Here is a 24,112-nt window from a genome sequence, read left to right as displayed (position 1 = left end):
ATTTTTTAGCGTTTGTTAACTGCCTTGGCAATGAAGTCGCCGGCATATTGGATAACTTGGACAAGCACGATCAGGACAATGACTGTCGTATACATGATCAAATCGTCATAGCGGTAATACCCATAACGGATGGCCAAATCACCTATACCGCCACCGCCGACTGTCCCTGCCATTGCAGAAAAACCGATCAGGCTGATGGTCGTGATGGTCAATCCGCTGATGATTCCTGGTTTTGCCTCTGGTAGGATGACATCCTTAATGATCATCCATGGGGATGCACCGACAGATACAGCTGCTTCTATCACACCTTGGTCAATCTCTCTTGCTGACGTTTCTACAATCCGAGCGAAAAATGGAATGGCTGCCACCGATAGAGGCACTGCTGCTGCCGTCGGCCCGATCGTGGTGCCAAGCAGTGCATCTGTAACAGGCAACAGAAAAACCAACAGTATGATAAACGGGATCGAGCGTACCAGGTTGGTAATGATCCCTGCTGTCACCTTTACGAAGCGGTTCTCCAGGAATACTCCGCGATCCGTGACAAATAAAAGGATTCCTAGCGGCAGTCCGACGAGAATGGCGATTCCAAGGGAGATGCCTACCATATACAAAGTTTCAAAGAATGCTTGATTCAGCTCCGGAAGCAGTTCAATCAACCGATCCATGCTGCACCACCTCCACTTGTTCAATTCGTTCTTCCAAGTAAGCAATCGCTCCGTCAATCTGATCTTTTGCACCAGTTAGTTCCATCATGAACACGCCGAGAGGCATGTCCCGTATGTACTCCACTTTCCCATGAAGGATGTTGCCGCTCACCGGATAGGCCTGCAGCATATCGGAAACCACCGCTTCCTTGGCCAGATCCCCGCGGAATTGCAATTTTACCAAGGTGCCCTTGCACTCTCTCAAAAGCTTTTCCGGCAATGTAAATTGCAGGACGGTCTGAATGAAATCCTTGGTCAATTCTTCTTTGGGGTTCGCGAAGATATCGAAAACCTTTCCTTCTTCCACCACTTTGCCAGCCTGCATCACGGCACAACGGTGGCAGATTTCTTTGACGACTTCCATTTCATGGGTGATGATGACAATCGTGATTCCAAGCTCCTCATTGATCTTTTTCAGCAGCCGGAGAATCGATTTGGTGGTGCTTGGATCCAAGGCGGAAGTCGCTTCGTCACACAACAGCACTTTCGGGTTGTTGGCCAGCGCCCTGGCAATGCTCACCCGCTGTTTCTGTCCCCCGCTGAGTTGGGCTGGATAAGTGTCGGCCTTATCGGCTAGACCAACAAGTTCCAACAGCTCCGCCACCCGCTTCTGTTGTTCTGTCCTGCCAAGGCCTGCAGCCTTCAGGGCGAACGCTACATTCTCCGCCACCGTTTTGGAAGAGACAAGATGGAATCCTTGAAAAATCATGCCGATCGACTGGCGCGCCTGTCTTAGTTCTTTGGCCGGCAGTTTTAGCAGATCGGTACCATCAATCAGCACTTCCCCTGCTGTCGGCCGCTCCAGAATATTGATGCAGCGGAGGAGTGTGCTTTTACCTGCTCCGCTGTACCCGACAATCCCATAAATCTCTCCACGGTCGATACGCAGGTCTACCTGATCCACACCCGTGACCTGCTTGTTCTTCACTTTAAATACTTTCTCCAGATTACGCAGCTCAATCATGCTGTTCCCCCATATCGCCTAAAACAAAAAAACCTCTTTCCATATGTGAAAGAGAGGTTGATTACTGATTCAATACCTTATCTTCCAGAATGGATACTCATTCCGCAGGAGGTAGCACCACTCCGTCATGGAAGGTTGCTGTGACGTCTTCAGGCCTGTTCCCTCAGTCACTCTTGATAAGCTGTATACAATTTTCATAGACTTAATACTATATGGGTTCGACAACAATGTCAACACAATTTTAGAATTTTACAGTTAATGGTGTAATTCCGCAAAATCGCATCTTTCTTGCAGTGGCGTGCGCGTACTAGGAATAAAACGTCATACAGGAGAGCTATAATTTAGGACTCCCTGCCGATCATGGAAGGGCATTGTCTCCTTCGAAGTTCTTCCTTACCTTTGCAGCAGCCTTTTCCGGATTTTTATAAACGATTGGTTCCTGATGAAGGGTGTGGAAAAAGTTCATATCACTGGTGCCAACTCCGCTGTAGGAAAGTCTGGGGATGACCCGGGCATGGGCCGGAGATCCTTCATTGGAAAAGGTCAGCGACATATTGAAACTGGCCAGTCCCTCTTCTTGCAAGGTGAGAAATACTGCCTGCAGGCCGCTAGCAAAGTCCTCCCAATCCTGCTGCTTAAATTCAGTAATGTCTGTCAGCCCTTTAAAAATCGCTTGAAAATCATAATGGCTTTTTGGAGCAAATGAATGCATCCATGCTGTATTTCCTTTTTCCCCGATCCAACGCTCTCCATCCTTTTCTTGATCATACAGCCAGGCAAGATACTCGATGCCATGGTTTTCCTGAAAAGCCCTGGACTTGCGGTCAAATAGACTCTGGTAATTGGTTGCTGCTTCCGACACGACCACATGGAGATGCGGATGCAGAATGCTCCCTCCCGCTTCCGGCAGGTAATTCCAATTGATCGAAGCATACATTACTTCCTCTTCCGACCGGAGTACCTGCTGAATATATTGTTGTGCTGCCTGGAATGCATCCCGCATCATTGGGATTGTAAAGTTCTTCAGGGTGACATAATGTTCTTCGGAGAGTACGACTACCCCATTATGCTTGCTGTAAGGAAAGAGATTTGGAAATACGACCGATTCTCCCTTCCGAATCCTTCCTTCCGGGGATATCTCTTTCGGGAATACCGGCGTGAATGCCTCCAGATTCTCGGGGCAGAACGGGCATTGGTCACCGCCGGTCTCTACCCCTTCCTCGAAATAGTCCGTTTTAGCCGGTTGCATCCCGGGATCAACGACCAACCTGGAAGATTCCCCGGTGAGCGGGTCGAATCGCACCTCTGTCTTCTGCTCTACCCTATCGCCATTCTTATAAAAGCTGAAAACTTCCTCCTGACTGACAAATAACGGATTCATTCAGCATCTCTCCTCCTGTAGGGTTTTCTTCTTTATGTACCTGGTTTGCATGATCGATCGATTAAAAATGGAAGTGATTTATTTATTGGAGACCTTGCTCCATAAAAAAGCCGCTCCATTTACAGAGCAGCCTGACACTAGTTGTTGCTTCTTCCCTGGACACCTGGTTTATGAAGGTCGCGTTTCTTGATCCACACCCGGTCCTGGTTGGTATTCTGAGGAAACTCCTGGCCTGCTTCCATCTCCAACTGGCGCGGGTCTTCCACGTTGCTTCCCGTTTCACCTTTTTCTATATATATGCCATTATTCGGTGCTTTATCTCCTGCTTTGAATCTTGACTGTTCACCCATTTGATTTCCTCCTTCTGGACTTTTCCTTAGTATGGATTACCGGAGGAATAATTATGAATGGAAGGCTAGCGATACAACGAAAAAGAACACCTCCATACGCACGGAAGTGTTCGTTTGTACAATTTATTTTTCACTTGTAATGGTGGAAATGTATTCGCTCACTACCTCATACACATAGTCCTGATTTGCTGTAGCGGTGTTTGGATCATATTCCCCGCCGTTGGTTTTATTATTGGAGAGAATCCTGATACCGAGGAAAGCTGTATCATATGCCTTGGAAATCTGCGCCGCCGAGGCAGTTTCCATCTCCTCTACCGATGTGCCGAAGTTCTCATGAATCCATTCAATGCGATCGACCTCATTGTTCCAAAAGTCCGCAGAGCCTATCGTGCCTTCCACGACCTTCCCTTTTGTATGGGTATCTTTCACTGCATGGGCAGCTGCCAGGAGATCCTCGTCTCCTTCATAGTAACGGGCCTTTTCTGCGTCAGGGTCTTCCCCAGCGCTACCTTCAGAGGCCATCAAATCCATCGGAATCCATTCGGTTACCTCGATTCCTTCGCCTTCGTCCCGGTCACCTGTTTTCAATGCTCCAATATTGACCGTTCTTTTTCCAAGCACAATATCATATACATTCAATTCAGGATCATGTCCGCCAGAGGTTCCCTGATTGATAATGGCGATTGGATTAAATTTCTCTATCGCGATTGCTGTAGCTGCAGCTGAATTTTCCATTCCCTTGCCGGTTTGGGTGACAATCACAGGATAATCATCCACCGTACCCTTATAAAACACAAAGTTGCCAGAGGTTTCTTCTTCTACGTTTTCCAGGCGTCCTGCAAATTCCTCCGCCTCGATCGGCATTGGTCCTTGAACAATGATCGGCCGTTGTGATTCATTATCCTCTGTTTCCGCTTCCGATTGGGATGCAGAACTGCAGCCCGCGGCCATCAGTAATACTAAAGCCATCATGCATGCAAAAATAATATGATTCCTTGATTTCCTCCATTTCTGATCCATTCTGTATTCCTCCCAGTTGTCTGATTTACTCGTTAATATAAAAAGGTCCAGAAAGTACGGAGTTGCCTCCACCTTCAGGACCATTTGAAAAGTCAAAGTACACGAAGCACTATCCAGATGGCAATATCCGGAAAATACCGTGTACTTCAACTCGTAGTCCGGTTCTTTTGCGGGAACCAGGTAGAGACTCTCGGACCATATTACCAAGTATATACGAGTATTTAATGTAAATTGTTTTACTGTGCAAATATATCAGACAAGGTAGAGGAAATCAATGAAAATATGAACTTTTTTTGCTTATACTCAAATAATGTTCGTGTTTTACAGAAAAACTTATGGTTCATTTGGCGGAGATGAGCACATTTACCGCCTAGTACGAATATGGTATGGTAACTATGAAGATTGAGGTGGGTTTCATGAATTACACCGTACAGCCTGGCGACTCCCTGTACAGGATCGCCCGCAGATTCCGTACGACCGTCAGCCATCTTCTCTCCATCAACCCTCACATTCAGGATCCAGATGTCATCTATCCTGGCCAACTCATCAACCTCCCCGCTAACGCGCTTTCATTATGTCCATTCTTGGTGCAAGGGGATCGGGGACCTTCCGTCAGAAGGCTCCAATATCTGCTTTGCTTTGTAGGATTATATACCAGCGCCATTGACGGCCTCTATGGCCTAAGGACACAGCAGGCTTTGCTGATGTGGCAGCGTTCCATCAAGGAATTGGATGTGACAGGTGTCGTGGATGAAGAAACATGGACATCACTTGGCGCACAATGCGAACCCAGACCATCCATTATCCCCTATACCGTCCGTCCCGGCAGCAGCCTATTCCAGATTTCTCTGTGGTTTGGCACTACAATAGAAGAAATCATGCGAATCAATCCGCAAATCACCAATCCAAATAGGATTCATGCCGGCCAGATCATCTACATACCTCCTAGTCACACGAATGGCTGATTTTCTTCCTGGCCTTCCACGAGCAAAGAAGACTCTCAGGCCGCAAAACGGGCTAATAGTTTAACCACTATGAAAAAAATCAGGCTGCCGAGACATTTTCGACAGCCTGAAGACTGGGCTCCATTCCAAATATGAACAATCAATTATTTTCGGAGCGAGTCCTTTGTTTGTTCGGAATTTCCTTTGGTTATATCATTTTTGACCCAGCCTCTTTGATCCTGTAGGACTAAATCGTTTCTCTGAAAGCAGCAGAAACTTTATCAAATTCCTCATCACTATCAAGAGGGGTGAAGTCTCCATCCTCATCGACCTTTAAAAAGAAAATATCAATGTCTTCATCACTTTCTTCCTGGATGTCCTCCACAAATCCTACAGCTACATACTGCGTGCCGTCTATATCTTGCTTTGCCAATACTTCTGCCTGATGTTCCTGCTCACTTTCTTCCGTAATAGTAAAAATCTCTCCCACTTCAACATGTTCCTTGTCCATACAGCATCACTGCTCCTTTCAAAGATCTTCATTTAGTTTCTACTATTTATATTTCCTAAAAATGGGGGCTTCATGCAGGGAAGGCGGATTTCCTTTTAAACAAGACAAACAAAAAATCACCCATGGAGAGTGGGACATCTCCATGGGTGATTCACGTGCGTCATGAACAAACTTCGAATGCCTTCTATTCTATACGGATAATATCTTTCTGCTTCCGGTCGATGGTACCTTCCTGTTGAAGAACAACTTTTTCGCCATCCTTCAGGTTGGTGAACACAACCGGCGTAATGATCGATTTGGCATTCTTTTCAATGAAATTCAAGTCTGCTTGCAATAGCGGCTGACCAGCTTCCACAAAGTCGCCTTCTTCTATCAGCAGTTCGAACCCTTCGCCTTTCAGGTTGACGGTATCGAGTCCGACATGGACAAGGACTTCCCTGCCGCCATCGGACTGGATACCGATTGCATGCTTCGTCGGGAATACATTCACTATTTTACCATTGACCGGGGAAACGACCTGTCCCTCTACAGGCTCGATAGCAAAGCCATCCCCCATCATTTTGCCGGAGAAGACTTCGTCCGGCACATCAGTGATTGGGAGGATTTTCCCTTTCAATGGAGAGATGATCTCTTCATCAACGAATTCATTCTGCAATGCTCCCGGATTGACTTCCTCTACCTGTTGCTGGACTTCTTTCTGCTGATCCGTTTCGACCGGGCGAGGTGTCTTGCCGGATATAATGTCCTGCATCTGTCCTTTAATTGTTTCGGAACGAGGCCCGAAAATGGCTTGGATATTATCCCCAACTTCCAATACTCCGGAAGCTCCCAGGTTTTTCAGCTCCGCTTTATCGACATCAGCGATGGAATTCACTGATACACGGAGACGGGTGATACATGCATCTAAATGGGAAATATTCTCCTGCCCGCCCATCGCGTTCAGAACGTTATAGGCAAGTTCGCCTTTGCCTGCTTTTCCTTCCATTTCCTTCTCCTGCTCTTCATCAGCCTTTTCACGTCCTGGTGTCATCAAGTTGAATTTATAAATGAAGAAACGGAAAAGGAAATAATAGACAACCGCGAAGATGAGACCGAGCACAATGGCAATCCACCATGGTTCTTGACCCGGCAGAATTCCAAATAGTGCAAAGTCGATCGCACCACCAGAGAAAGTATACCCGATATTCACATCGAACATGGCCATCAGTACGAATGCCAGGCCATCAAGAACGGCATGGATAAAGAATAATACCGGTGCAATGAATAGGAATGAGAATTCCAATGGTTCCGTAATCCCTGTCAGGAATGAGGTCAATGCAGCTGAACCAAGCAGTCCGGCAACAGCCTTCTTCCTTTCAGGACGTGCTGCATGGTACATGGCAAGTGCTGCTGCCGGCAGACCGAACATCATGATCGGGAATTCACCGGCCATGAAGTTACCTGCCGTAATTTCTACACCTTCCCGCAATTGAGCAAAGAAAATGGTCATGTCACCGCGGACAATGTCCCCAGCCGCAGTAGTATATGAACCGAACTCATACCAGAACGGTGCATGGAAAATGTGATGCAGACCGAATGGAATCAGCAAGCGTTTGATAAACCCGAAGAAGAAAACAGCAAGATAGGTGCTTTCCTCCATCAGCCAATGGGATGCACTGTTCATAGCTTCCTGGATCGGAGGCCAAATGACCATCAGCAGCAAGCCAACAACAAACGATACAGCCGCCGTCATGATCGGAACAAACCGTTTACCGGCAAAGAACCCGAGGAAGGACGGCATTTCGATGTCATGGTAGCGCTGGTAACAGAATGCGGCAATCAGTCCGGCGATGATTCCGCCGAACACCCCTGTCTGCAGGGTTGGTATTCCTAGCACATTTGCATAGCCCGGATCGTCAGCCACCATATCCGGTGTCACTCCAATCCAGGAGCCCATTACCTGGTTGAGTACCAGGTAGCCTACGAGCGCAGCAAGCCCGGCTGCACCGTCTGCTGCCAACCCGATTGCTACACCAATAGCAAAAATGAGCGGCAGGTTGTCAAAAATAATCCCGCCGGCGTCTTCCATTACCGTAGCGAGCAGCTGGATCCAGTCTGCTCCCAGAAACGGAAGATAATTGAGCATGGTGTCCTGCTGGGCCGCATTACCGAATCCGAGTAGAAGACCAGCAGCCGGCAGCAGAGCAACTGGCAGCATCAATGCCTTACCGACTTTTTGAAGCACGCCAAAAGCCTTTTTCATAAATAAAACCTCCAATGGATGAGTAGTAAGCGCTTAAAATGAGACAGCACAGATTAAGGAGTTTTCCCTTGGAAAACATAAAAAGGCATGAGTAAAAAACCAGTCAACAGCAGGGACAGGAGATAGTCTTCTCCCGCATCCTGTGATTGATGATTTCTCACTCATGCCTGATCGTATCAGTTACACGTAAGAACGTAATTATTCAAATTTAGTGCTGAGTCGCTGCAGATGCATGGTCAGATATACTGCTTCCGCATCATATACAGGTTTCTTGAGTGCTTGTTGCATCACTTTAATCAGCTTCCAGGACAAATTATAGCATACTGGATATTCCGTTTTCAAGAGGCTTGCTATTTTTGTCGGCTCCTCCAGCTTTTCTCCTTGGAGGACCCGTTCAATCGTATAACGGAGATGCCGGACCAACCGCACATATTCGACCCCTTCACGATCCATGGTGATATCCAACTGTTTCTCCGTCAAATCAATCAATTCACTGACAAGCTGTGAATACTGATTGATATCGGATATCGTTTTATTGGCAATCGCACTGTGGACATGGAGGGCCACAAAGCCGACCTCTCCTTCCGGCAGCGAAATTCCCAGGGATTGATTGATATAATCGACCACTTCCGAGGCAATCTCATACTCAGCCGGATACAATGCTTTGGTCTCTTTGAGGAATGGGTTCCTGATTTCCAACCCACGGTTCAACCGATGAATCGCAAACATCAAGTGGTCGGTCAATGCCACATGCACCTGCTCATTGAGCATGGTTTCCGCCCGTCTGCGGATCATCTCGATCGAGGCGATAATGGCATCCAATGTCCCTTCCTCCATCTGCGGCACCAGCTCCATGTACTGCTCCTGCTCTTTCTGGCTGCGGAGCACGAACAGCTTTTCAACGGTCTCCTCTCGGATGGTATCCCTTCTTTTTTTATGGAAGCCGATTCCTTTGCCAATCAGGATGACTTCCTGCTGGCCTTCATCCTCGGCGATCAGTACGTTATTATTCAACACTTTCTTGATGGTATAGGTATTCACGTTTCTTGTCCCCTTAATTGAACCTCTCGGATTACTGATTGATCGTATCACGATGTAAGCGATTTTTCCAGCAGGTTGCTGGCTCTTCCGTATGGAAGGCATATAAAAAATCCGGAACGAATTCCGGATTTTCATGGTTATTTTCCCAATGCTTCCCGATCAGCTATAACTTGGACATTGGGGTGGCGCCAAAGAACGGAGGCAGGAAATTCTTCGCTCACTTCGCCTTCCATCAATCGGGCCAACGCCTCCCTTTTATTGCGGCCGGAAACCAGCAGGAGAATCCGCTTGCTTTCCATTATGGTCTCAATTCCCATCGTGATCGCCTGCTTTGGCACCTCCTCCAAGGAAGGGAAAAACCTGGCATTCGCCCGGCGTGTGGACTCTTTCAAATCCACTACATGGGTCCTGCTGTCAAAGGGAGTACCCGGTTCATTGAAGCCGATATGGCCGTTTCCTCCAAGGCCCAGCACCTGCGTCACCACCCCGCCGGCAGCGGCGATTTCCGACTCGTATTTCATACACTCCTTCTCGAGGTTTTCCGCCATCCCATCCGGCAGATAGGTATTCTTGTCCTGGACGTCGACATGGCTGAAGAACTTCTCCTTCATATAGTGATAATAACTATTGGGATGTTCCCACGGCAAATCCACATATTCATCCAGATTGAATGTTCTGGTCTTCCTATAAGAAACCTTTCCCCGCTGGTACTGCATGATCAAATACTGGTACAGTCCCTCGGGCGTTGATCCTGTTGCAAGTCCCAATGTCGGAAGAGACCTCGCTCTCATCTCTTCCAAGACAATTTCACCGGCCTTTTCACTCATATCCTGATAATCTTCAGCTTCCATCCATTCCATTTTATCCGCCCCCCTGATAGCCGACTACACCACGACAAATCGTATATTTCACATCCAAACCGTCATCCACCAACAGGATATCGGCATCCTTTCCAGCTGCAATACTTCCCTTCCGATCGAAAAGGCCTATCTGCTTGGCCGGATTGACGGATGCCATTTGAATGATATCTTCCATGGACACACCATCCAGTCCATGCATCCTTTTGGCCCCGTCTTTCAGTTTCAGAATACTCCCTGCCAAGGTACCGTCTTCCAGGACCGCACGGTCATCGGCGACCCTCACCGGCTGACCGCCGAGGTCATAGTCACCTGCTGGAAGACATTTCGCCCTCATTGCATCTGTAATGAGCATCAGCCGCTCTGCTCCGGCATTTCGATAAATAAGTTCCAGCATCTCGGGAGCTACGTGAATACCGTCAGCAATCAGTTCCGCCCGGAGCTCCTTCATTAGAAATACTGCCCCGACCACTCCTATGTCCCTGTGATGGATACCTGACATGGCATTGCATAGATGGGTAACCTGACGGACACCTGCCTCGGCCGCCCGTTTCATCCCGGCAAAGTCTGTTCCAGTATGGCCTGCCGAGACATTTACACCATCTCGCACCAGCGCACGGATAAATTCCCCGTCAAGGTCATGCTCCGGTGCCAATGTGACTGTTTTGATGCGGCCGCCGGAAAGCTTCTGCCATTTGCGGAAAAGGGAGATGTCGGGCTTGATGATATGCTCCACAGGCTGGGCACCTGCCCGTTCCCCGTCGATAAAGGGACCTTCTAAATGAACACCGGCCATTTCTGCATGCCCAGCCTTCGTCCGATAGGAAGCAGTGGTAGCAAGTGCCTGTTCAATCGCTTCCGGGGACTGGGTGATGGTCGTCGCCAGAAAGCAGGTGGTACCTTCTTCCGGCAGGACACCTGCCATGGTGTCGAATGCTTCTTCCGTGGCATCCATGACATCCGCTCCATTTGCTCCATGAATATGTCCATCAATGAATCCTGGAATAGCATGCCAACCATGACCATCAATAAAGTGGGCATCCTTTGGAAACACAGCAGGTGCCTCCGGATAAATTTGGGCAATCCTGCCGTTCTCCAAAAGGAGAGAACCATGATCAATGACTCCGTTTTCCGAATGGATTGTTGTATTATGAATGAACAGCTTTCCCACCAGCATGCACCCTTCCCTTCAAACACGCTCTATTCCTATTACTTAAAGTCTATACCGGAGTAACATTTCTATCAAGTGATTGGAGAGACAGATAATATCACCGCCTATTTATTCAAAGGGGTTTTCGCATGGACTGGGAGGGTAAAACGACCGGGGGAAGCGGGTGGGTGGTCACCGAGAGGAGATAAATTTGTAGTTTCTGCACAAAAGGGGATGATTTAATAGAAAGAGAGGATATGTTTCATGGAAAAGAGATGATGCTATCAAGCTTCACTGCTATTCATTCCATTTAGCCTTCAGTCTTTCTAGAAGATCCCTCGCTTTCCGCTCTCTTTCTTCCGTATGTTCCTGGTCAATGGCTGCATCCAACACCATGTCTCCTTCCAATCGGACATCAAGCCAGACGCCGTCCCTCACTCCTTCTGGCAACTCTGTTATAGGGATCATCAACTCTGCTTCATCCGGTTCAACCAGCAGGACAGCGTACTCCCCTTCCAAGCGGTCGACCACTGCTTCGGTCCATGTACCTTCTCCTTCCACTGTATGACCGAACATCATGGTAGATACATATAGAAGAGTAGTCAGCAGTACTTTTCCTGTTATATGGTGTCTCATCATTTCACCTCCTTGCCCCTATTATTTCAGGAATTCACCGTCCGTGCACCTTGCCAAAACAGTGTTTTGCTTGTCGCAAAACCATGGAAAAATCCAGTTTCCGTACAAGGAAATTGGTAAATATGGAGTGCAAACAAGTGCAAAAACCATTTTTACTTGTTTTAAAAATAAGTTAAGAAATATGAGCGCTACCTTCATCATAGAATCTGCCGACAGAATTTGGTAATCTATGAGACATACACGACCAACGATCGGAGGAGTGACATTGTACCGCCATTTATTGACATCCCTTATGCTTCTGTTCCTGCTGGCAGGCTGCGGGGAAGAGACGACCCAGGATCCAACAGACAGCACAGTCAAAACCAATACAGAAGACATTCAGGAAGAAGAAACACATGAACAAGGGGTTCCTGAGATGGAGCCCTCAGAGACAGACAATGAAGCAAAAAATGAATCAGATGAAAACACCAAGAGCAATGGAAAAGCACTATCAGACCTGAAAGTCCATTTCATAGATGCTGGGCAAGCGGATGCCACCCTGTTTCAGTTTCAGGATGGCGAGGAAAAATACACGATTCTTTATGATACGGGGGACTGGCGCGGCAATGATGTGGTCCACTATCTATCCAGTCAAGGTGTTGCTGAGATTGATGTGCTGGCGATCAGCCATCCGGATGCAGATCATATCGGACAGATGGAGGAAATTGTCGGCACCTATGACGTGGGAGAGGTGTGGATGACCGGGAATGAAAGCACCTCCGATACCTTCCAAGGAGCGATGGAAGCGGTGCTTGCAAGTGATGCAGGATATGAGGAACCGCGGGCAGGTGATGAATATGCTGTAGGGCCGATGGAAATCGATGTCCTCTATCCTGCCAGTATTACCGGCAACAGCAATGAAGAATCCCTTTCCCTGAAATTCACTTACGGGGACATGGAATTTCTGTTCACTGGGGATGCAGAAAAAGACGGCGAACAATACATGATGAACAGCGGCACCAGTGTGGAGGCTGATATCCTGCAGCTCGGTCATCACGGTTCTGACACATCAAGTGATCCATCTTTCATAGATGCCGTCGATCCTGAAGTAGCTGTCTACAGCGCTGGTGAGGGTAATAGCTACGGACATCCCAGCCCAGAGGTCGTATCCCTCATTCAGGACAGGAATAGTGATCTGTATGGCACAGATATTCACGGAACAATCGTAATCACCACGGATGGCCAAGAGTACCGTATTGCCACCCGGGAAGACGGTACCATCAGCCCGGAGAGCACGGATGATGCAGAGCCCTCTAGTTCAGAGGATACGGAAAAGGCAAAAGACGTCGCAGAGAGCGGCAACGGACAGGATGCAACTGACGGATGTGTGAACATCAATGAGGCCTCTAAGGAAGCCGTCCAGGAGATCATCCATATCGGCCCGGAACGTGCCGATGAACTGATCGAGCTCCGCCCATACCAATCAGTAGATGGCCTGGATAAAATCAACGGTATCGGCCCAGCCAGAGTGGATGATATAAAAGAAGAAGGAAAAGCATGTGCATAGAATAGGAGGGAGAAGATGAAAGGAATAGTCGACCGCTTCGAGGGTACTAAAGCTGTGATTCTTCTGGAAGAAATTAAGGAAGAGCTGATTGTCGACCGTGAAGAGCTTCCAGACGGCAGCGATATTAATACGGTAGTGCAGGTGGAGGATCAGGACGGCGAATACCGTGTGATAGCAAAGGATGATGCACAAACCGATGAACAGTCCGGAACAACATCAGACCTGATGAGCAAATTACGGGCAAAAAGCAAGGGAAGCAAGTTCAAGAAGAAGTAGATCCACCCATGCATTAGGACTGTTAGCACAAGATAGACAGATATCAAAGAGAAGAAGCTGCTTCCATTATGTTGGAAACAGCTTCTTTAATTTTGGTTCATTTTCATGTTCCTCTAATAAAGCACAGTCCTAATCAATTTTCTTCGGAGTCCATAAATCGAAACAAATCTCCATATACTAACTCATCTGAATAATGCAACTCTGTTTCTACCTTTTCACTTATTGCCGTACATTGATTTGATGCAGATGAATTGGTTTCTGAACCATTTTCTTCATCTATAGGTTTACCAGTTTGGCGATCGTAGCATTGTCCCATTGTGGAAACATAGTCTTCGCTGATAAAATCACCGTTTCTCAAAGCGATATAACCTTTTCTATCATCAGAGAACAGATCATTGCCAAAGTGAATGTCATCATCATCTTTTTCTATACCAGTCATGTTCAGGAAGGTTGGCTTAAGATCAATCTGTCCGCTGACCTCTGTCTTCACCTCACCTTTTCCATGTCCCGGAATGTGAATGAATAATGGCACCCTCTGCAACTGAACATAGTCATAGGGTGTTATTTCATCTTTATCCAGGTACTGGGCCATCGCTCTATTATGGTTTTGACTAATCCCATCATGATCGCCCATGATCACAATAATCGATTCTTCATATAAGCCGGAATCCTTTAAGTGGGTGAAAAACTCTTCTATTGCCTCATCCATATATCTGGTTGTCAGGAAGTAATTATTCAAAGTAGCCGAGTTGGAATCATAAGGTTCAATCGACCTGTCTTCTTCTTCCAATTCAAATGGAAAATGATTTGTCAGGGTAATCATCTTTGAATAAAATGGCTGTTCCATTGACTCCAAATATTTAATAGTCTGTTCGAAAAACGGTTTATCTTTCAATCCCCATCCCACCGAATTTTCTTCGTTAATCTCGTATGACTCCTCACCATAAAAGTGATCATAGCCAAGGCTCTCATACATCTGCGTCCGATTCCAAAAACTTTTATTATTTGCATGGAATGTCGCTGTTGTATATCCGTTGCCATTCAAGATCTCCGGCAGTCCATGATATTCATTTCCCCCATGGGTGAAGAAAACAGCTCCACTGGATAATGGATAAAGGGAGGTATCCACCATAAACTCAGCATCTGATGATTTCCCCTGCTCGGTCTGATGATAAAAGTTTTCGAAATAATAGGTGTCCTTGTCTTCCGTTAAACTGTTTAAAAACGGAGTGATCTCCTCACCATGCAGCTCATTGTCAATAACGAAGCTCTGTATGGATTCAGCATTAATCAAAATGATATTTTTATCTTCTGCTATTCCAGAAAGCTCTGACTCACCATCACTAGTGACATGCTTTTCAACATAATCCTGAATCTCCGGTATTTCATTTCCGTCTGCAAAAACCCTTTTTGTTTCCGCTCTTGTGTTCTGGACAATATCATAGATATGATAGTTAAATAACCCGATATTCTTTACTAGATACTCCCGGTCGAACCCACGGGTGAATAACTGAGGTCTCTCCATTTCCGCTAAAAAGAAGTTGCCTACGAGCAATAAAAGGGAAAATACAAATGTGAGGACTTTTATGCCCTTTGGATAGCTGACTTTTTCTTTTTCTCTTCTTTTACTAAACAACCAAATAATCACCAAATCTGCAAATAACAGTAAATCATACGGTTCAATTAATGTGAGAATACTTGAACCCAAATCCCCCATATTACTAGCCTGGAAGAGTTGAGGTATAGTAATGAAGTCATTGAATGACCGATAAAATACTAAATTGGCATAGATAACCAGTGTGCCTAATAATGCAGTATAACGCAAAAACATCATTTGTGTTTTTGGCTTTTTAAACCATACACTCAGCCCGAAAATTAAAAAAGCCGATACAAAGGGATTGATAAATAAGATCAACTCCTGCATGGAGTTCTCCAATTCAATAGTGAGTATGAATCTGTAAACAATGTATGTTTTCAGTCCAAATAGTAATGTTGCTGTTACAAACAAGGGGATATGCATCTTTTTCATCAAGCTTGACCTCCACTAATCTTTATTACAATTTTCATATTAATTGACCCGCACCCAACCCGAATGATAATGATACGTTACCAATGGTAAATGGAGCGGCTGGGCACTTATAACAAAACTTAATTTATTATAAGTAGATATACATAATTATAGTCAATTATATTTCATACGTAAACTCAAAACAAAAAAAATACCGAATGATGCATGGAGCAATTCGGTATCATGCTTACAGTAGTATTCGACAATCTCCTATAAACAAAAGGTATGGTCAGGTCCCTTCTTACAACTTTGCCTTTGATAAAACTATAATATGGGTTGATTAGAAACCACTTCATGCATTTTTTAAAGTTATTTTACAATAAGCACCGGACAGTCGGCTCGTTTGGCAACTTTATGACTGACACTGCCTAACACAAACTCCTGTAATCCATTAAGTCCCCTACTTCCAATGACAACAACATCCATTTGGTTCTCATTTGCATAATTCACGATGACAGGGCCAGGTTCTCCGTGCAATATTTTTATTTCATGTGATACACCGGACTCTTTTGCCATTCTTTCTGCTTTCCTCATTTGCTGTTTGCGAGAATCATTCACATCAATGGTATTCCAATTATTCAACACATCTGTCTTCGCTTTATTCGCATCAATAACGTACACTATGTCGATTTTTGACCCTGCATTGCATTTTGCCAGATTTATTGCATTTTCCGCAGCCCGCTCAGAATGTTCCGATCCATCAGTTGCAAGTAATATCTTTTTATACACGTAAAATCCCCCTTAATGTGATTCCAGCTTATTTGCTAATTTACCTACTAATTCGGTGCTGGCTTCATTCAAACCTGTAACTTCCACATCCTTCCCGTTCTGTTCGAACCGGTCGATGATTTTTTTCATAGCCGCAACCGCAGAATCATCCCAGATATGGGTGCGCTTTAAATTAAGCTCCACCTGGTCAACGCCTTTTTCTTCATAATCGAATTGAGGAATTAATTCTGTAACAGATGCAAAAAAGAGTTCTCCTCTAATCTTATATACTTTTTTATCCCCGCTCCTAGAACTTTCCACACGTACTTGCGAAATTTTTGATACGAAAAATATCGAACTCAAAATGATGCCTGCAAAGACGCCAATCGCTAAATTATGCGTCAGAACAACTGTTAAAACGGTTACCACCATGACGATGGCATCACTTCTTGGAACAAGATGGATGGTCCGTATGGAATTCCAATCAAATGTACTGATAGCGACCATGATCATCACTCCCGCTAATGCTGCCATCGGTATCCTGATAACTATATCTCCAAGTATGACAATCAGCAGCATTAGAAATACCCCTGCTGCGAATGAAGAAAGTCTGCCCCTGCCGTTTGACTTAATATTAATGATGGATTGGCCGATCATCGCACAGCCCGCCATACCCCCGAAGAAGCCAGTTACAATATTTGCTATGCCCTGCCCCCTGCTTTCCACATTTTTATTGCTTTCTGTCCCAGTAGAATCATCCACAATAGATGCGGTTAATAAAGATTCCAATAAGCCAACGACAGAGAGTGCAAGGGAATAGGGCAGAATGATTAAAATTGTTTCTATGTTCACAGGGATCTCAGGAACAAGGAATATAGGAAGCGTTTGAGAGATGGATCCTATATCCCCAACACTGCGCATGTCAAGGTTCATAAAAATCGCAATGGATGTTACCACTACCAACGCAACTAATGTGGATGGAATCGTTTTTGAAATATACGGGAACAAGTATATAATCAGCAGTGTCACAGCTACTAACAGGTACATCACCCATGACTCCCCAACAAAGTGCTCCAACTGGGGAATGAAAATCATAATAGCTAAAGCGTTTACAAAACCTACCATTACGGAACGTGGGATAAACTTCATATATCTCGCTAATTTCAATATACCGAATATAACTTGTATTATACCTGTTAATATGGTAGCTGCCAATAAATACTGAAGCCCATGCTCTGCAACCAGATCAATAAACAGCAAGGCCATCGCTCCGGTAGCACCGGATATCATAGCAGGTCTTCCACCAACAAATGCAATCACTACAGAAATGGTAAAAGAAGCATACAAACCAACCATAGGATCGACTCCTGCAATTATTGCAAAAGCAATGGCTTCAGGGATTAAAGCAAGTGCCACCACCAACCCGGACAAAATATCAGCTTTCATATTACCAAACCATGATTGTGCATAAGTAAACTTAACCATACATATCCTCCCTTTAGTCATCCATAGGATGTGCAAAATAAAGGGGGAGTATGTTTCATTTACAAATTAGATATTCCGCAGACTATAAAACGTGAGTTCTATAAACTGAACCCACGTTTCGTATTTCTGTCCATTTTCATTTCACAATAAGGACCGGACACTCTGCACGTTTAGCGACCTTATGACTGACACTGCCCAGTATAAAGGATTGTAGATCACTCAACCCTCTGCTTCCGATTACCACACAGTCAAACTTGTTATCATTTGCATACTCTACAATCTCCGGACCCGGATCTCCATGGAGTACTTCGCGATGAAAATTCATTCCTGAATTCTTCAATAAATCTTTTATCGGTCCCAGTCTTTCTTTCCGCTTTTTTCAATTTCAAATTTATTCGCTGCATGTAAAACATCTTCTTTAGCTGTACTGCTGTCGACGACATAAACGACGTCAATTGTTCCCTGAAACTTTTCTGCAAGTTCTATTGCATGGTAGGCAGCCCGCACGGAATTCTCTGAGCCATCTACCGCTAATAGTAATTTCTTAAACAAAAATCCCACCTCACTGTAAGTTTTATAATGAATTTTATTAATGACCGGAAGCATTGGAAAGGCCGCCTATTTGGCTCTTCAATTGCTTGCTTTCCGCATTCAATCCCCTATAAGTTACTTTTATATTGTTCTGAGCAAACTTCATCTCTAACTTATCCAATGCCCCGATCGCGGAATCATCCCAAAGATGTGCGTTCGTCAAATCAATTTCGACTTCTTTTACAGAATCCTCGTAATTGAACTTGTCAGGAAAATCGCTAACGGAGGCAAAAAACAATTGACCTTCCACACGATAGAGTTTTTTCTCGTCTTTTAACACATTCTCTTCTGTCACTTTCACTTTGGAAATTTTAGAAGCAAAGAAAATAGCACTCAGTAGTACACCAGCAAAAACACCAATAGCCAGGTTATGCGTCACCAGCACGATGGCTACAGTGGTCACCATGACGGCCGCATCTGTTCGTGGAAGCTTAGCCAGATTTTTCACAGATGACCAGTCAAAGGTGCTGATAGATACCATGATCATGACACCAGCCAGAGCTGCCATAGGTATTTGAACTACCACACCGCCTAATACCATGATCATGGCCATTAATACTACGCCAGCTACTAGGGATGATAATCGGCTGTTCCCGCCGGATTTCACGTTGATGACGGACTGTCCCAACATAGCACAGCCGGCCATTCCGCCAAAGCACCCGGTAACAATATTCGCGATGCCCTGTCCACGGCTTTCTTTATTCTTATTACTCTCTGTATCTGTCATATCATCCACAATATTGGCTGTTAACAGAGACTCTATCAATCCGACAATTGCTAAAGAGAAGGAATATGGAAGAATAATCATAAATGTTTCCAATGACAGGGGAACATCCGGCAGTAAAAATGCGGGCAGCTGCTGTGTCAGCGTTCCCATATCTCCAACGGTCCCTACATTAATATTTCCGTATATAGCTATGGCTGTAACCACCACAATTGCTACAAGGGTAGATGGTACGGCCTTGGTTATCCGTGGCAGCAAATAGATAATCGCCAAGGTTAAACCGACAAGAGCATACATTACCCATGTTTCGCCAACAAAATGCTGTAACTGGGATGTGAATATCATGATGGCTAGTGCGTTGACAAACCCGACCATGACAGAACGAGGGACAAACTTCATCATTTTGGACAGTTTCAATACCCCAAACAATATTTGAATGAATCCCGTTAAAATCGTCGCTGCCAATAAGTACTGCAGGCCATGATCAGCAATTAAGTCCACCATAAGTAATGCCATTGCCCCTGTGGCCCCCGAAATCATTCCCGGCCGGCCACCAACAAATGCGATAACTAATGCTATACAAAAGGATGCATATAGACCTACCATTGGATCTACACCAGCGATGATCGAGAAGGCAATGGCCTCAGGTATCAATGCTAGTGCTACAACGATCCCCGCCAGTACATCTCCTCTTACATTACCAAACCATGCTTGTTTTAATTGATCAGCTTTCAATTTATCACCTCTTATAATTGTTATAATCTAGTAACTTTCGACTCTCACAAAAGTTAAGCTCCGTCTTCAACAAATCGAATCATACCATAGGAATTCCCGGGTGCAAAACCGCAAGTAAACGCAATCATTACCCACATGCTTAATTTTACTTAAATTATCTCCTTTTTCCTATCTCATTTTACATAATATATAATTTACTATAAATGATTATAATTAATTATAACTGAGTATAATTCAACCCTTTACACGGATCCGAATAATTATCGCCCTACAACAAAAAACTGCCTGTGGACTGATAGCACAATCCACAGGCAGTTTTTCAGAACTTATTATCTCGGGTAGTTGAAGAATCCTTCTCTTCAAGTAGTTATTTTCATTCCTTCGCCTGATCGTAGGCATTCACTTCAAACAGATCAATCAATTCAATATCCGGATGCTTGTCGCGGAACCAATTGAGCGAGAATTCATTTTTGAACAGGACCACGGGGTTGTTTTCCCGGTCCCGTACAAGCATGTTCCGCTCGTCGAACAGGGAATTGTCGACTTGTTCCTCTTTCATCCAGCGGGGGATTCTGTCGCCGATCGTTTCGAGTAGCACTTCCACATTATACTCATTTTTCATCCGGTATTGGAACACCTCATACTGCAATTCGCCAACAGCTCCCAATATATACGAACCGCCGCGGCTGCCGTGGAAGAGCTGGATGGCTCCTTCCTGTACAAGCTGTTCGATCCCTTTATAGAACTGCTTTGCCTTCATGACGTTTTTGGCAGACACACGCTTGAACTGCTCCGGCGGGAACTGTGGCAGTTCATTGTATTCAAAGCCGCCTTTGCCCTCTGCCAGCGTATCACCGATTTGATACATATTCGGATCATAAATTCCGATAATATCGCCGGCATAGGCTTCCTCTACGGTGTCACGGGAGGAGGCGACAAACTGCTGGGACTGGGCGAGCTTCAACTGCTTGCCAGTCCGTGGGAGGGTCACACTCATCCCCCGCTCGAATTTTCCGGAACAGACACGCAGGAAAGCAACACGGTCACGGTGGGCCGGGTTCATGTTTGCCTGAATCTTAAAGACAAACCCAGAGAAATCAGGATCATCAGGGGAAACGAGCCCTTCCGTCGATCTTCTCGGGGCGGGAGCAGGTGCCATGGAGATGAAGGTGTCAAAGAACGTATCCACGCCGAACGGTGCCAATGCACTGCCGAAGAATACAGGTGTCTGCTCACCGGACAGCACAGAATCCAGGGAGAAGTCGTCCCCTGCTTCCTCGACAAGGGAAAACTCATCTGCTGCTGCCTGGTATGTCCCTTGGGATACCAAGTTCTCATATTCCGGTTGATCCAGTTCGCTGTATGGGATATAGGTCTCCTCCTCATTCCCATTATATTGGATGAACTGCTCGTTCTCCCTGTCAAAGATGCCGAGGAATCGCTTGCCCATCCCTGCCGGCCAATTCATTGGATATGTGCCGATATCGAGCACTTCCTCAATCTCCTCCAAAAGCTCCAGGGGTTCTCTCCCTTCCCTGTCCAATTTATTGATGAAGGTGAAGATCGGAATTCCGCGCATGCGGCACACCTTAAATAGTTTCAATGTCTGTGCCTCGATCCCCTTCGTTGCATCAATGATCATTACGACACTGTCTACCGCTGTCAGCGTCCGGTACGTGTCCTCACTGAAGTCTTCGTGCCCGGGGGTATCGAGAATATTGACACGGTACCCGTCATAGCGGAAGTTCATCACACTGGAGGTGACGGAAATACCGCGCTGTTTCTCAATTTCCATCCAGTCGGATGTTGCAAATTTACCGGATTTCTTCCCTTTTACCGTACCTGCCGACCGGATCAGATTACCGAACAGCAGGATCCGTTCCGTCAATGTTGTTTTACCGGCATCCGGGTGGGATATAATGGCGAACGTTTTCCGCTGGCTGACTTCATCCTTAAAACTCATAAAAAAAATCCCTTCTATATATGATAGTCCTCTTAAGAGGATTTTTGACAGATTCCAGGCAAAGTTAACATCATTTCATGTGGATGCGATCTTTGCCTTAACGACACAACGAAAACCCCCATACAAATGGGGGCCGGTCTTTAGTTATATCCTTTCACCATTTTTCAGCCGTTCAATGAATTCATTCAAATCTTCTTTTTTAACTCTCCAGTGCCTGCCTATTTTAAAACCGGGAATTTTCCCTTCCTGCACCAGTTTATAAGTGGTCATTTCACTAAGCTGCAGATATTCTGCGACTTGCGAGACCGTCATGATTTCCCTTTCCATAAAAGTGCCTCCAAATTCATAACATACCCTCATGATACCATAAACCTACCTATTTTTTAATAACCTTATCAGCCGTCACCCATTTTTACTCAGTTATAAGTAATTATACTCCTTTCAATTAAATGTATATTTTTTGAAATACCACCGAAATCAAGAGAATTACGCAGTAATTTAGAGTATAAACCAAATGGTCGCGTTTTCTTGACGTTTTGCAATCAACAAGGCCTGTGGTATTATTCGTGTATCCAAATTGAAGAATGCTTTTGCAACGCGTAAAAGTTGTTATAAAAAAACTAAAGAGAGGTGCTTTGATTGGATTTACAAACAATTAAAAGGCAATGGTTCGGCAACGTTCGGGGAGATGTTTTGGCAGGAATCGTTGTGGCATTGGCCCTGATTCCGGAAGCGATCGCGTTCTCCATTATAGCCGGTGTCGATCCGATGGTCGGTCTGTATGCATCCTTCTGTATTGCGGTTGTTATCGCATTTGTAGGCGGAAGACCGGGAATGATATCTGCCGCTACCGGTGCGATGGCCCTGTTGATGGTCGACCTGATTGCTGACCATGGCCTGCAGTATTTACTTGCAGCCACAATTCTTACAGGTATTATTCAGATTTTATTTGGTATCTTTAAGCTGGCGAAGGCAATGAAATTCGTACCCCGCTCTGTAATGGTCGGGTTCGTCAATGCTTTGGCAATTATGATTTTCGCTTCCCAGCTGCAACATTTTGTCGGGGAAACTTGGGTCATGTACGCATTGGTCGCACTGACCTTGGCAATCATCTATCTTTTCCCGAAAATAAGCAAATCCATTCCATCTACCTTGGTGGCTATTGTTGTCGTAACAGCAATTGCTATTTTTGGAAACCTGGGTGTGGGTACGGTTGGTGATATGGGAGCCTTGACTCAGCAGCTTCCAGTATTTCTGATTCCATCCATTCCATTCTCACTGGAGACACTGATGATCATTTTCCCTTACTCCTTATCGCTTGCCATTGTCGGTCTTCTGGAGTCACTTCTGACAGCAAATATAGTCGATGATATGACAGATACAGAGAGTAACAAAAATAAAGAAAGCCGCGGGCAAGGAATCGCAAATATTGTTGCAGGATTCTTTGGCGGCATGGCCGGTTGTGCGATGATTGGACAGTCGGTTATCAATGTGAAATCCGGTGGTAATGGCCGTTTGTCATCTTTGGTCGCAGGTGTCTTCCTAATGTTCCTGATTATTGTTCTTGGCGGATTGGTAGTACAGATTCCGATGGCAGCCTTGGCTGGTGTCATGATCATGGTGTCTATCAGTACCTTTGACTGGTCTTCCGTGAAAAACCTCGGGAAGCTTCCTAAAACAGATGCAGCTGTTATGGTCACTACAGTAGTCATTGTTCTTGTCACCCACAACCTTTCCATTGGTGTACTCGCAGGTGTGCTTCTGAGCGCTATCTTCTTCGCTGCCAAAATATCCAAAGTGAAGGTGACTGAGGAACTCGTGTGGACCGAACAGAAGAAAATCTATTACGTAGATGGACAGCTTTTCTTTGCTTCCGTCAATGATTTCCCAGCAAAGTTCGACTTTGCCGATTCTGTCAAGGAAGTAGAGATTGACCTGACGAATGCCCATCTTTGGGATGATTCTGCGATTGGCGCACTTGATAAGATTGAAATGAAATTTGAACAAAACGGTATTAAAGTCTCTTACACAGGTCTGAATGCAGAAAGTAAGCAGCTGAAGAGTAAAATCGGCGGGCTTTCCAATGCATCCGGGCACTAAAATACAGCTCCATAAACGAGTGGCTGTCACCTAAAGGTGACAGCCACTTTTTGTGTGCCCGGCATGTGCGCACGCTTTAGGGTTCGAGTCCCGAGCGGTGAAGGTCATTGTAGCCG

Annotated in this window: 21 protein-coding genes, 1 pseudogene and 2 riboswitches; of the genes and pseudogenes, 4 read left to right on the top strand and 18 right to left on the bottom strand. The window is 45.4% G+C overall.

Translation table 11 applies throughout. From position 1 onward, the window contains the following. Positions 1 to 5 precede the first annotated feature (5 nt). The 5 genes from ACFOGI_RS16215 to ACFOGI_RS16195 form a co-directional block, all read right to left on the bottom strand. Positions 6 to 665: a methionine ABC transporter permease gene (locus ACFOGI_RS16215; RefSeq protein ID WP_390274858.1), complete on the bottom strand. Its 660-nt coding sequence runs from the start codon at positions 663 to 665 to the stop codon at positions 6 to 8. Then, positions 649 to 1,668, bottom strand: coding sequence for a methionine ABC transporter ATP-binding protein (locus ACFOGI_RS16210; RefSeq protein WP_390274856.1), 1,020 nt, complete (start codon positions 1,666 to 1,668; stop codon positions 649 to 651). The genes ACFOGI_RS16215 and ACFOGI_RS16210 overlap by 17 nt, the downstream gene beginning before the upstream one ends. Positions 1,669 to 1,742: 74 nt before the next feature. Then, positions 1,743 to 1,851: riboswitch (SAM riboswitch) on the bottom strand. Between the two features lie 175 nt (positions 1,852 to 2,026). Next, positions 2,027 to 3,049, bottom strand: a complete 1,023-nt coding sequence (locus ACFOGI_RS16205) for a hypothetical protein (RefSeq protein ID WP_390274854.1) — start codon at positions 3,047 to 3,049, stop codon at positions 2,027 to 2,029. A 137-nt stretch (positions 3,050 to 3,186) separates the two neighbouring features. Further along, on the bottom strand, positions 3,187 to 3,399 hold the full coding sequence (locus ACFOGI_RS16200; protein WP_390274851.1) for a YjzC family protein: 213 nt from the start codon (positions 3,397 to 3,399) through the stop codon (positions 3,187 to 3,189). Between the two features lie 123 nt (positions 3,400 to 3,522). Beyond that, entirely contained in the window at positions 3,523 to 4,371 is an 849-nt protein-coding gene (locus tag ACFOGI_RS16195; protein WP_390275105.1) for a 5'-methylthioadenosine/S-adenosylhomocysteine nucleosidase, read from the bottom strand. Positions 4,372 to 4,553: 182 nt separating this feature from the next. Further along, positions 4,554 to 4,656, bottom strand: a riboswitch (purine riboswitch). Between the two features lie 179 nt (positions 4,657 to 4,835). On the opposite strand from ACFOGI_RS16195, the gene ACFOGI_RS16190 reads away from it, so the two are divergent. Continuing rightward, positions 4,836 to 5,384, top strand: a complete 549-nt coding sequence (locus tag ACFOGI_RS16190) for a LysM peptidoglycan-binding domain-containing protein (protein ID WP_390274849.1) — start codon at positions 4,836 to 4,838, stop codon at positions 5,382 to 5,384. A 226-nt stretch (positions 5,385 to 5,610) separates the two neighbouring features. Here the strand turns inward: ACFOGI_RS16190 and ACFOGI_RS16185 are convergent, their stop codons facing one another. The 6 genes from ACFOGI_RS16185 to ACFOGI_RS16160 form a co-directional block, all read right to left on the bottom strand. Further along, positions 5,611 to 5,874, bottom strand: coding sequence for a DUF1292 domain-containing protein (locus ACFOGI_RS16185; protein WP_390274846.1), 264 nt, complete (start codon positions 5,872 to 5,874; stop codon positions 5,611 to 5,613). A 184-nt stretch (positions 5,875 to 6,058) separates the two neighbouring features. Continuing rightward, positions 6,059 to 8,116: a glucose-specific PTS transporter subunit IIBC gene (ptsG, locus tag ACFOGI_RS16180; RefSeq protein ID WP_390274843.1), complete on the bottom strand. Its 2,058-nt coding sequence runs from the start codon at positions 8,114 to 8,116 to the stop codon at positions 6,059 to 6,061. A 198-nt stretch (positions 8,117 to 8,314) separates the two neighbouring features. After that, positions 8,315 to 9,157 carry a glucose PTS transporter transcription antiterminator GlcT gene (gene glcT / locus ACFOGI_RS16175; RefSeq protein WP_390274842.1) on the bottom strand — a complete coding sequence of 281 codons (843 nt, stop codon included), beginning with the start codon at positions 9,155 to 9,157 and terminating at the stop codon, positions 8,315 to 8,317. Between the two features lie 137 nt (positions 9,158 to 9,294). Further along, on the bottom strand, positions 9,295 to 10,017 hold the full coding sequence (nagB, locus tag ACFOGI_RS16170) for a glucosamine-6-phosphate deaminase (RefSeq protein ID WP_390274840.1): 723 nt from the start codon (positions 10,015 to 10,017) through the stop codon (positions 9,295 to 9,297). A 1-nt stretch (position 10,018) separates the two neighbouring features. Beyond that, a complete protein-coding gene (gene nagA, locus ACFOGI_RS16165) occupies positions 10,019 to 11,191 on the bottom strand; it encodes an N-acetylglucosamine-6-phosphate deacetylase (protein WP_390274838.1) in 1,173 nt (390 codons plus the stop codon). 270 nt (positions 11,192 to 11,461) lie between these two features. Further along, positions 11,462 to 11,800 carry a DUF3006 domain-containing protein gene (locus ACFOGI_RS16160; RefSeq protein WP_390274836.1) on the bottom strand — a complete coding sequence of 113 codons (339 nt, stop codon included), beginning with the start codon at positions 11,798 to 11,800 and terminating at the stop codon, positions 11,462 to 11,464. A 229-nt stretch (positions 11,801 to 12,029) separates the two neighbouring features. On the opposite strand from ACFOGI_RS16160, the gene ACFOGI_RS16155 reads away from it, so the two are divergent. Both ACFOGI_RS16155 and ACFOGI_RS16150 read left to right on the top strand, forming a co-directional pair. Beyond that, a complete protein-coding gene (locus ACFOGI_RS16155) occupies positions 12,030 to 13,346 on the top strand; it encodes an MBL fold metallo-hydrolase (RefSeq protein WP_390274833.1) in 1,317 nt (438 codons plus the stop codon). A gap of 15 nt (positions 13,347 to 13,361) precedes the next feature. Continuing rightward, complete coding sequence (locus ACFOGI_RS16150) at positions 13,362 to 13,622, top strand: DUF3006 domain-containing protein (RefSeq protein ID WP_390274831.1); 261 nt, start codon at positions 13,362 to 13,364, stop codon at positions 13,620 to 13,622. Between the two features lie 133 nt (positions 13,623 to 13,755). On the opposite strand, the gene ACFOGI_RS16145 is transcribed toward ACFOGI_RS16150, so the two are convergent. The 7 genes and pseudogenes from ACFOGI_RS16145 to ACFOGI_RS16115 all read right to left on the bottom strand — a co-directional run bounded on the left by ACFOGI_RS16145 (position 13,756) and on the right by ACFOGI_RS16115 (position 22,223). Further along, positions 13,756 to 15,651 (bottom strand): LTA synthase family protein, encoded by a 1,896-nt coding sequence (locus ACFOGI_RS16145; RefSeq protein ID WP_390274828.1) that lies wholly within the window; start codon positions 15,649 to 15,651, stop codon positions 13,756 to 13,758. A 348-nt stretch (positions 15,652 to 15,999) separates the two neighbouring features. Further along, positions 16,000 to 16,419 carry a universal stress protein gene (locus ACFOGI_RS16140; protein WP_390274826.1) on the bottom strand — a complete coding sequence of 140 codons (420 nt, stop codon included), beginning with the start codon at positions 16,417 to 16,419 and terminating at the stop codon, positions 16,000 to 16,002. A gap of 12 nt (positions 16,420 to 16,431) precedes the next feature. Further along, the gene (locus ACFOGI_RS16135) at positions 16,432 to 17,883 is read right to left on the bottom strand and encodes a SulP family inorganic anion transporter (protein WP_390274823.1); all 1,452 of its coding nucleotides are present in this window, start codon (positions 17,881 to 17,883) and stop codon (positions 16,432 to 16,434) included. A 136-nt stretch (positions 17,884 to 18,019) separates the two neighbouring features. Beyond that, positions 18,020 to 18,435: pseudogene (locus tag ACFOGI_RS16130) on the bottom strand (universal stress protein). A 37-nt stretch (positions 18,436 to 18,472) separates the two neighbouring features. Then, on the bottom strand, positions 18,473 to 19,933 hold the full coding sequence (locus tag ACFOGI_RS16125; protein ID WP_390274820.1) for a SulP family inorganic anion transporter: 1,461 nt from the start codon (positions 19,931 to 19,933) through the stop codon (positions 18,473 to 18,475). A 373-nt stretch (positions 19,934 to 20,306) separates the two neighbouring features. After that, the gene (locus tag ACFOGI_RS16120) at positions 20,307 to 21,896 is read right to left on the bottom strand and encodes a peptide chain release factor 3 (RefSeq protein ID WP_390274817.1); all 1,590 of its coding nucleotides are present in this window, start codon (positions 21,894 to 21,896) and stop codon (positions 20,307 to 20,309) included. 144 nt (positions 21,897 to 22,040) lie between these two features. Beyond that, the gene (locus ACFOGI_RS16115; RefSeq protein ID WP_390274815.1) at positions 22,041 to 22,223 is read right to left on the bottom strand and encodes a helix-turn-helix domain-containing protein; all 183 of its coding nucleotides are present in this window, start codon (positions 22,221 to 22,223) and stop codon (positions 22,041 to 22,043) included. Between the two features lie 312 nt (positions 22,224 to 22,535). On the opposite strand from ACFOGI_RS16115, the gene ACFOGI_RS16110 reads away from it, so the two are divergent. Beyond that, entirely contained in the window at positions 22,536 to 23,996 is a 1,461-nt protein-coding gene (locus tag ACFOGI_RS16110) for a SulP family inorganic anion transporter (protein ID WP_390274812.1), read from the top strand. Positions 23,997 to 24,112: the final 116 nt, after the last annotated feature.

It is taken from the genome of Virgibacillus xinjiangensis, assembly GCF_042643145.1.
GTDB classification, from domain to species: Bacteria; Bacillota; Bacilli; order Bacillales; family Amphibacillaceae; genus Virgibacillus_O; species Virgibacillus_O xinjiangensis.
The sequence above is the reverse complement of the archived record's forward strand: the minus strand, read 5'-3'. Positions and strand labels throughout refer to the sequence as shown.

What these genes read in the sequence shown, in the direction of transcription:
- ACFOGI_RS16135 (WP_390274823.1), bottom strand. Translation starts at nt 17,883, where the DNA reads ATGGTTAAGTTTACTTATGCACAATCATGGTTTGGTAATATGAAAGCT.
- nagB (WP_390274840.1), bottom strand. Translation starts at nt 10,017, where the DNA reads ATGGAATGGATGGAAGCTGAAGATTATCAGGATATGAGTGAAAAGGCC.
- ACFOGI_RS16185 (WP_390274846.1), bottom strand. Translation starts at nt 5,874, where the DNA reads ATGGACAAGGAACATGTTGAAGTGGGAGAGATTTTTACTATTACGGAA.
- ACFOGI_RS16210 (WP_390274856.1), bottom strand. Translation starts at nt 1,668, where the DNA reads ATGATTGAGCTGCGTAATCTGGAGAAAGTATTTAAAGTGAAGAACAAG.
- ptsG (WP_390274843.1), bottom strand. Translation starts at nt 8,116, where the DNA reads ATGAAAAAGGCTTTTGGCGTGCTTCAAAAAGTCGGTAAGGCATTGATG.
- ACFOGI_RS16160 (WP_390274836.1), bottom strand. Translation starts at nt 11,800, where the DNA reads ATGAGACACCATATAACAGGAAAAGTACTGCTGACTACTCTTCTATAT.
- ACFOGI_RS16150 (WP_390274831.1), top strand. Translation starts at nt 13,362, where the DNA reads ATGAAAGGAATAGTCGACCGCTTCGAGGGTACTAAAGCTGTGATTCTT.
- ACFOGI_RS16195 (WP_390275105.1), bottom strand. Translation starts at nt 4,371, where the DNA reads ATGATGGCTTTAGTATTACTGATGGCCGCGGGCTGCAGTTCTGCATCC.
- ACFOGI_RS16205 (WP_390274854.1), bottom strand. Translation starts at nt 3,049, where the DNA reads ATGAATCCGTTATTTGTCAGTCAGGAGGAAGTTTTCAGCTTTTATAAG.
- ACFOGI_RS16190 (WP_390274849.1), top strand. Translation starts at nt 4,836, where the DNA reads ATGAATTACACCGTACAGCCTGGCGACTCCCTGTACAGGATCGCCCGC.
- ACFOGI_RS16145 (WP_390274828.1), bottom strand. Translation starts at nt 15,651, where the DNA reads ATGAAAAAGATGCATATCCCCTTGTTTGTAACAGCAACATTACTATTT.
- ACFOGI_RS16200 (WP_390274851.1), bottom strand. Translation starts at nt 3,399, where the DNA reads ATGGGTGAACAGTCAAGATTCAAAGCAGGAGATAAAGCACCGAATAAT.
- ACFOGI_RS16155 (WP_390274833.1), top strand. Translation starts at nt 12,030, where the DNA reads ATGAGACATACACGACCAACGATCGGAGGAGTGACATTGTACCGCCAT.
- ACFOGI_RS16215 (WP_390274858.1), bottom strand. Translation starts at nt 665, where the DNA reads ATGGATCGGTTGATTGAACTGCTTCCGGAGCTGAATCAAGCATTCTTT.
- ACFOGI_RS16120 (WP_390274817.1), bottom strand. Translation starts at nt 21,896, where the DNA reads ATGAGTTTTAAGGATGAAGTCAGCCAGCGGAAAACGTTCGCCATTATA.
- nagA (WP_390274838.1), bottom strand. Translation starts at nt 11,191, where the DNA reads ATGCTGGTGGGAAAGCTGTTCATTCATAATACAACAATCCATTCGGAA.
- ACFOGI_RS16115 (WP_390274815.1), bottom strand. Translation starts at nt 22,223, where the DNA reads ATGGAAAGGGAAATCATGACGGTCTCGCAAGTCGCAGAATATCTGCAG.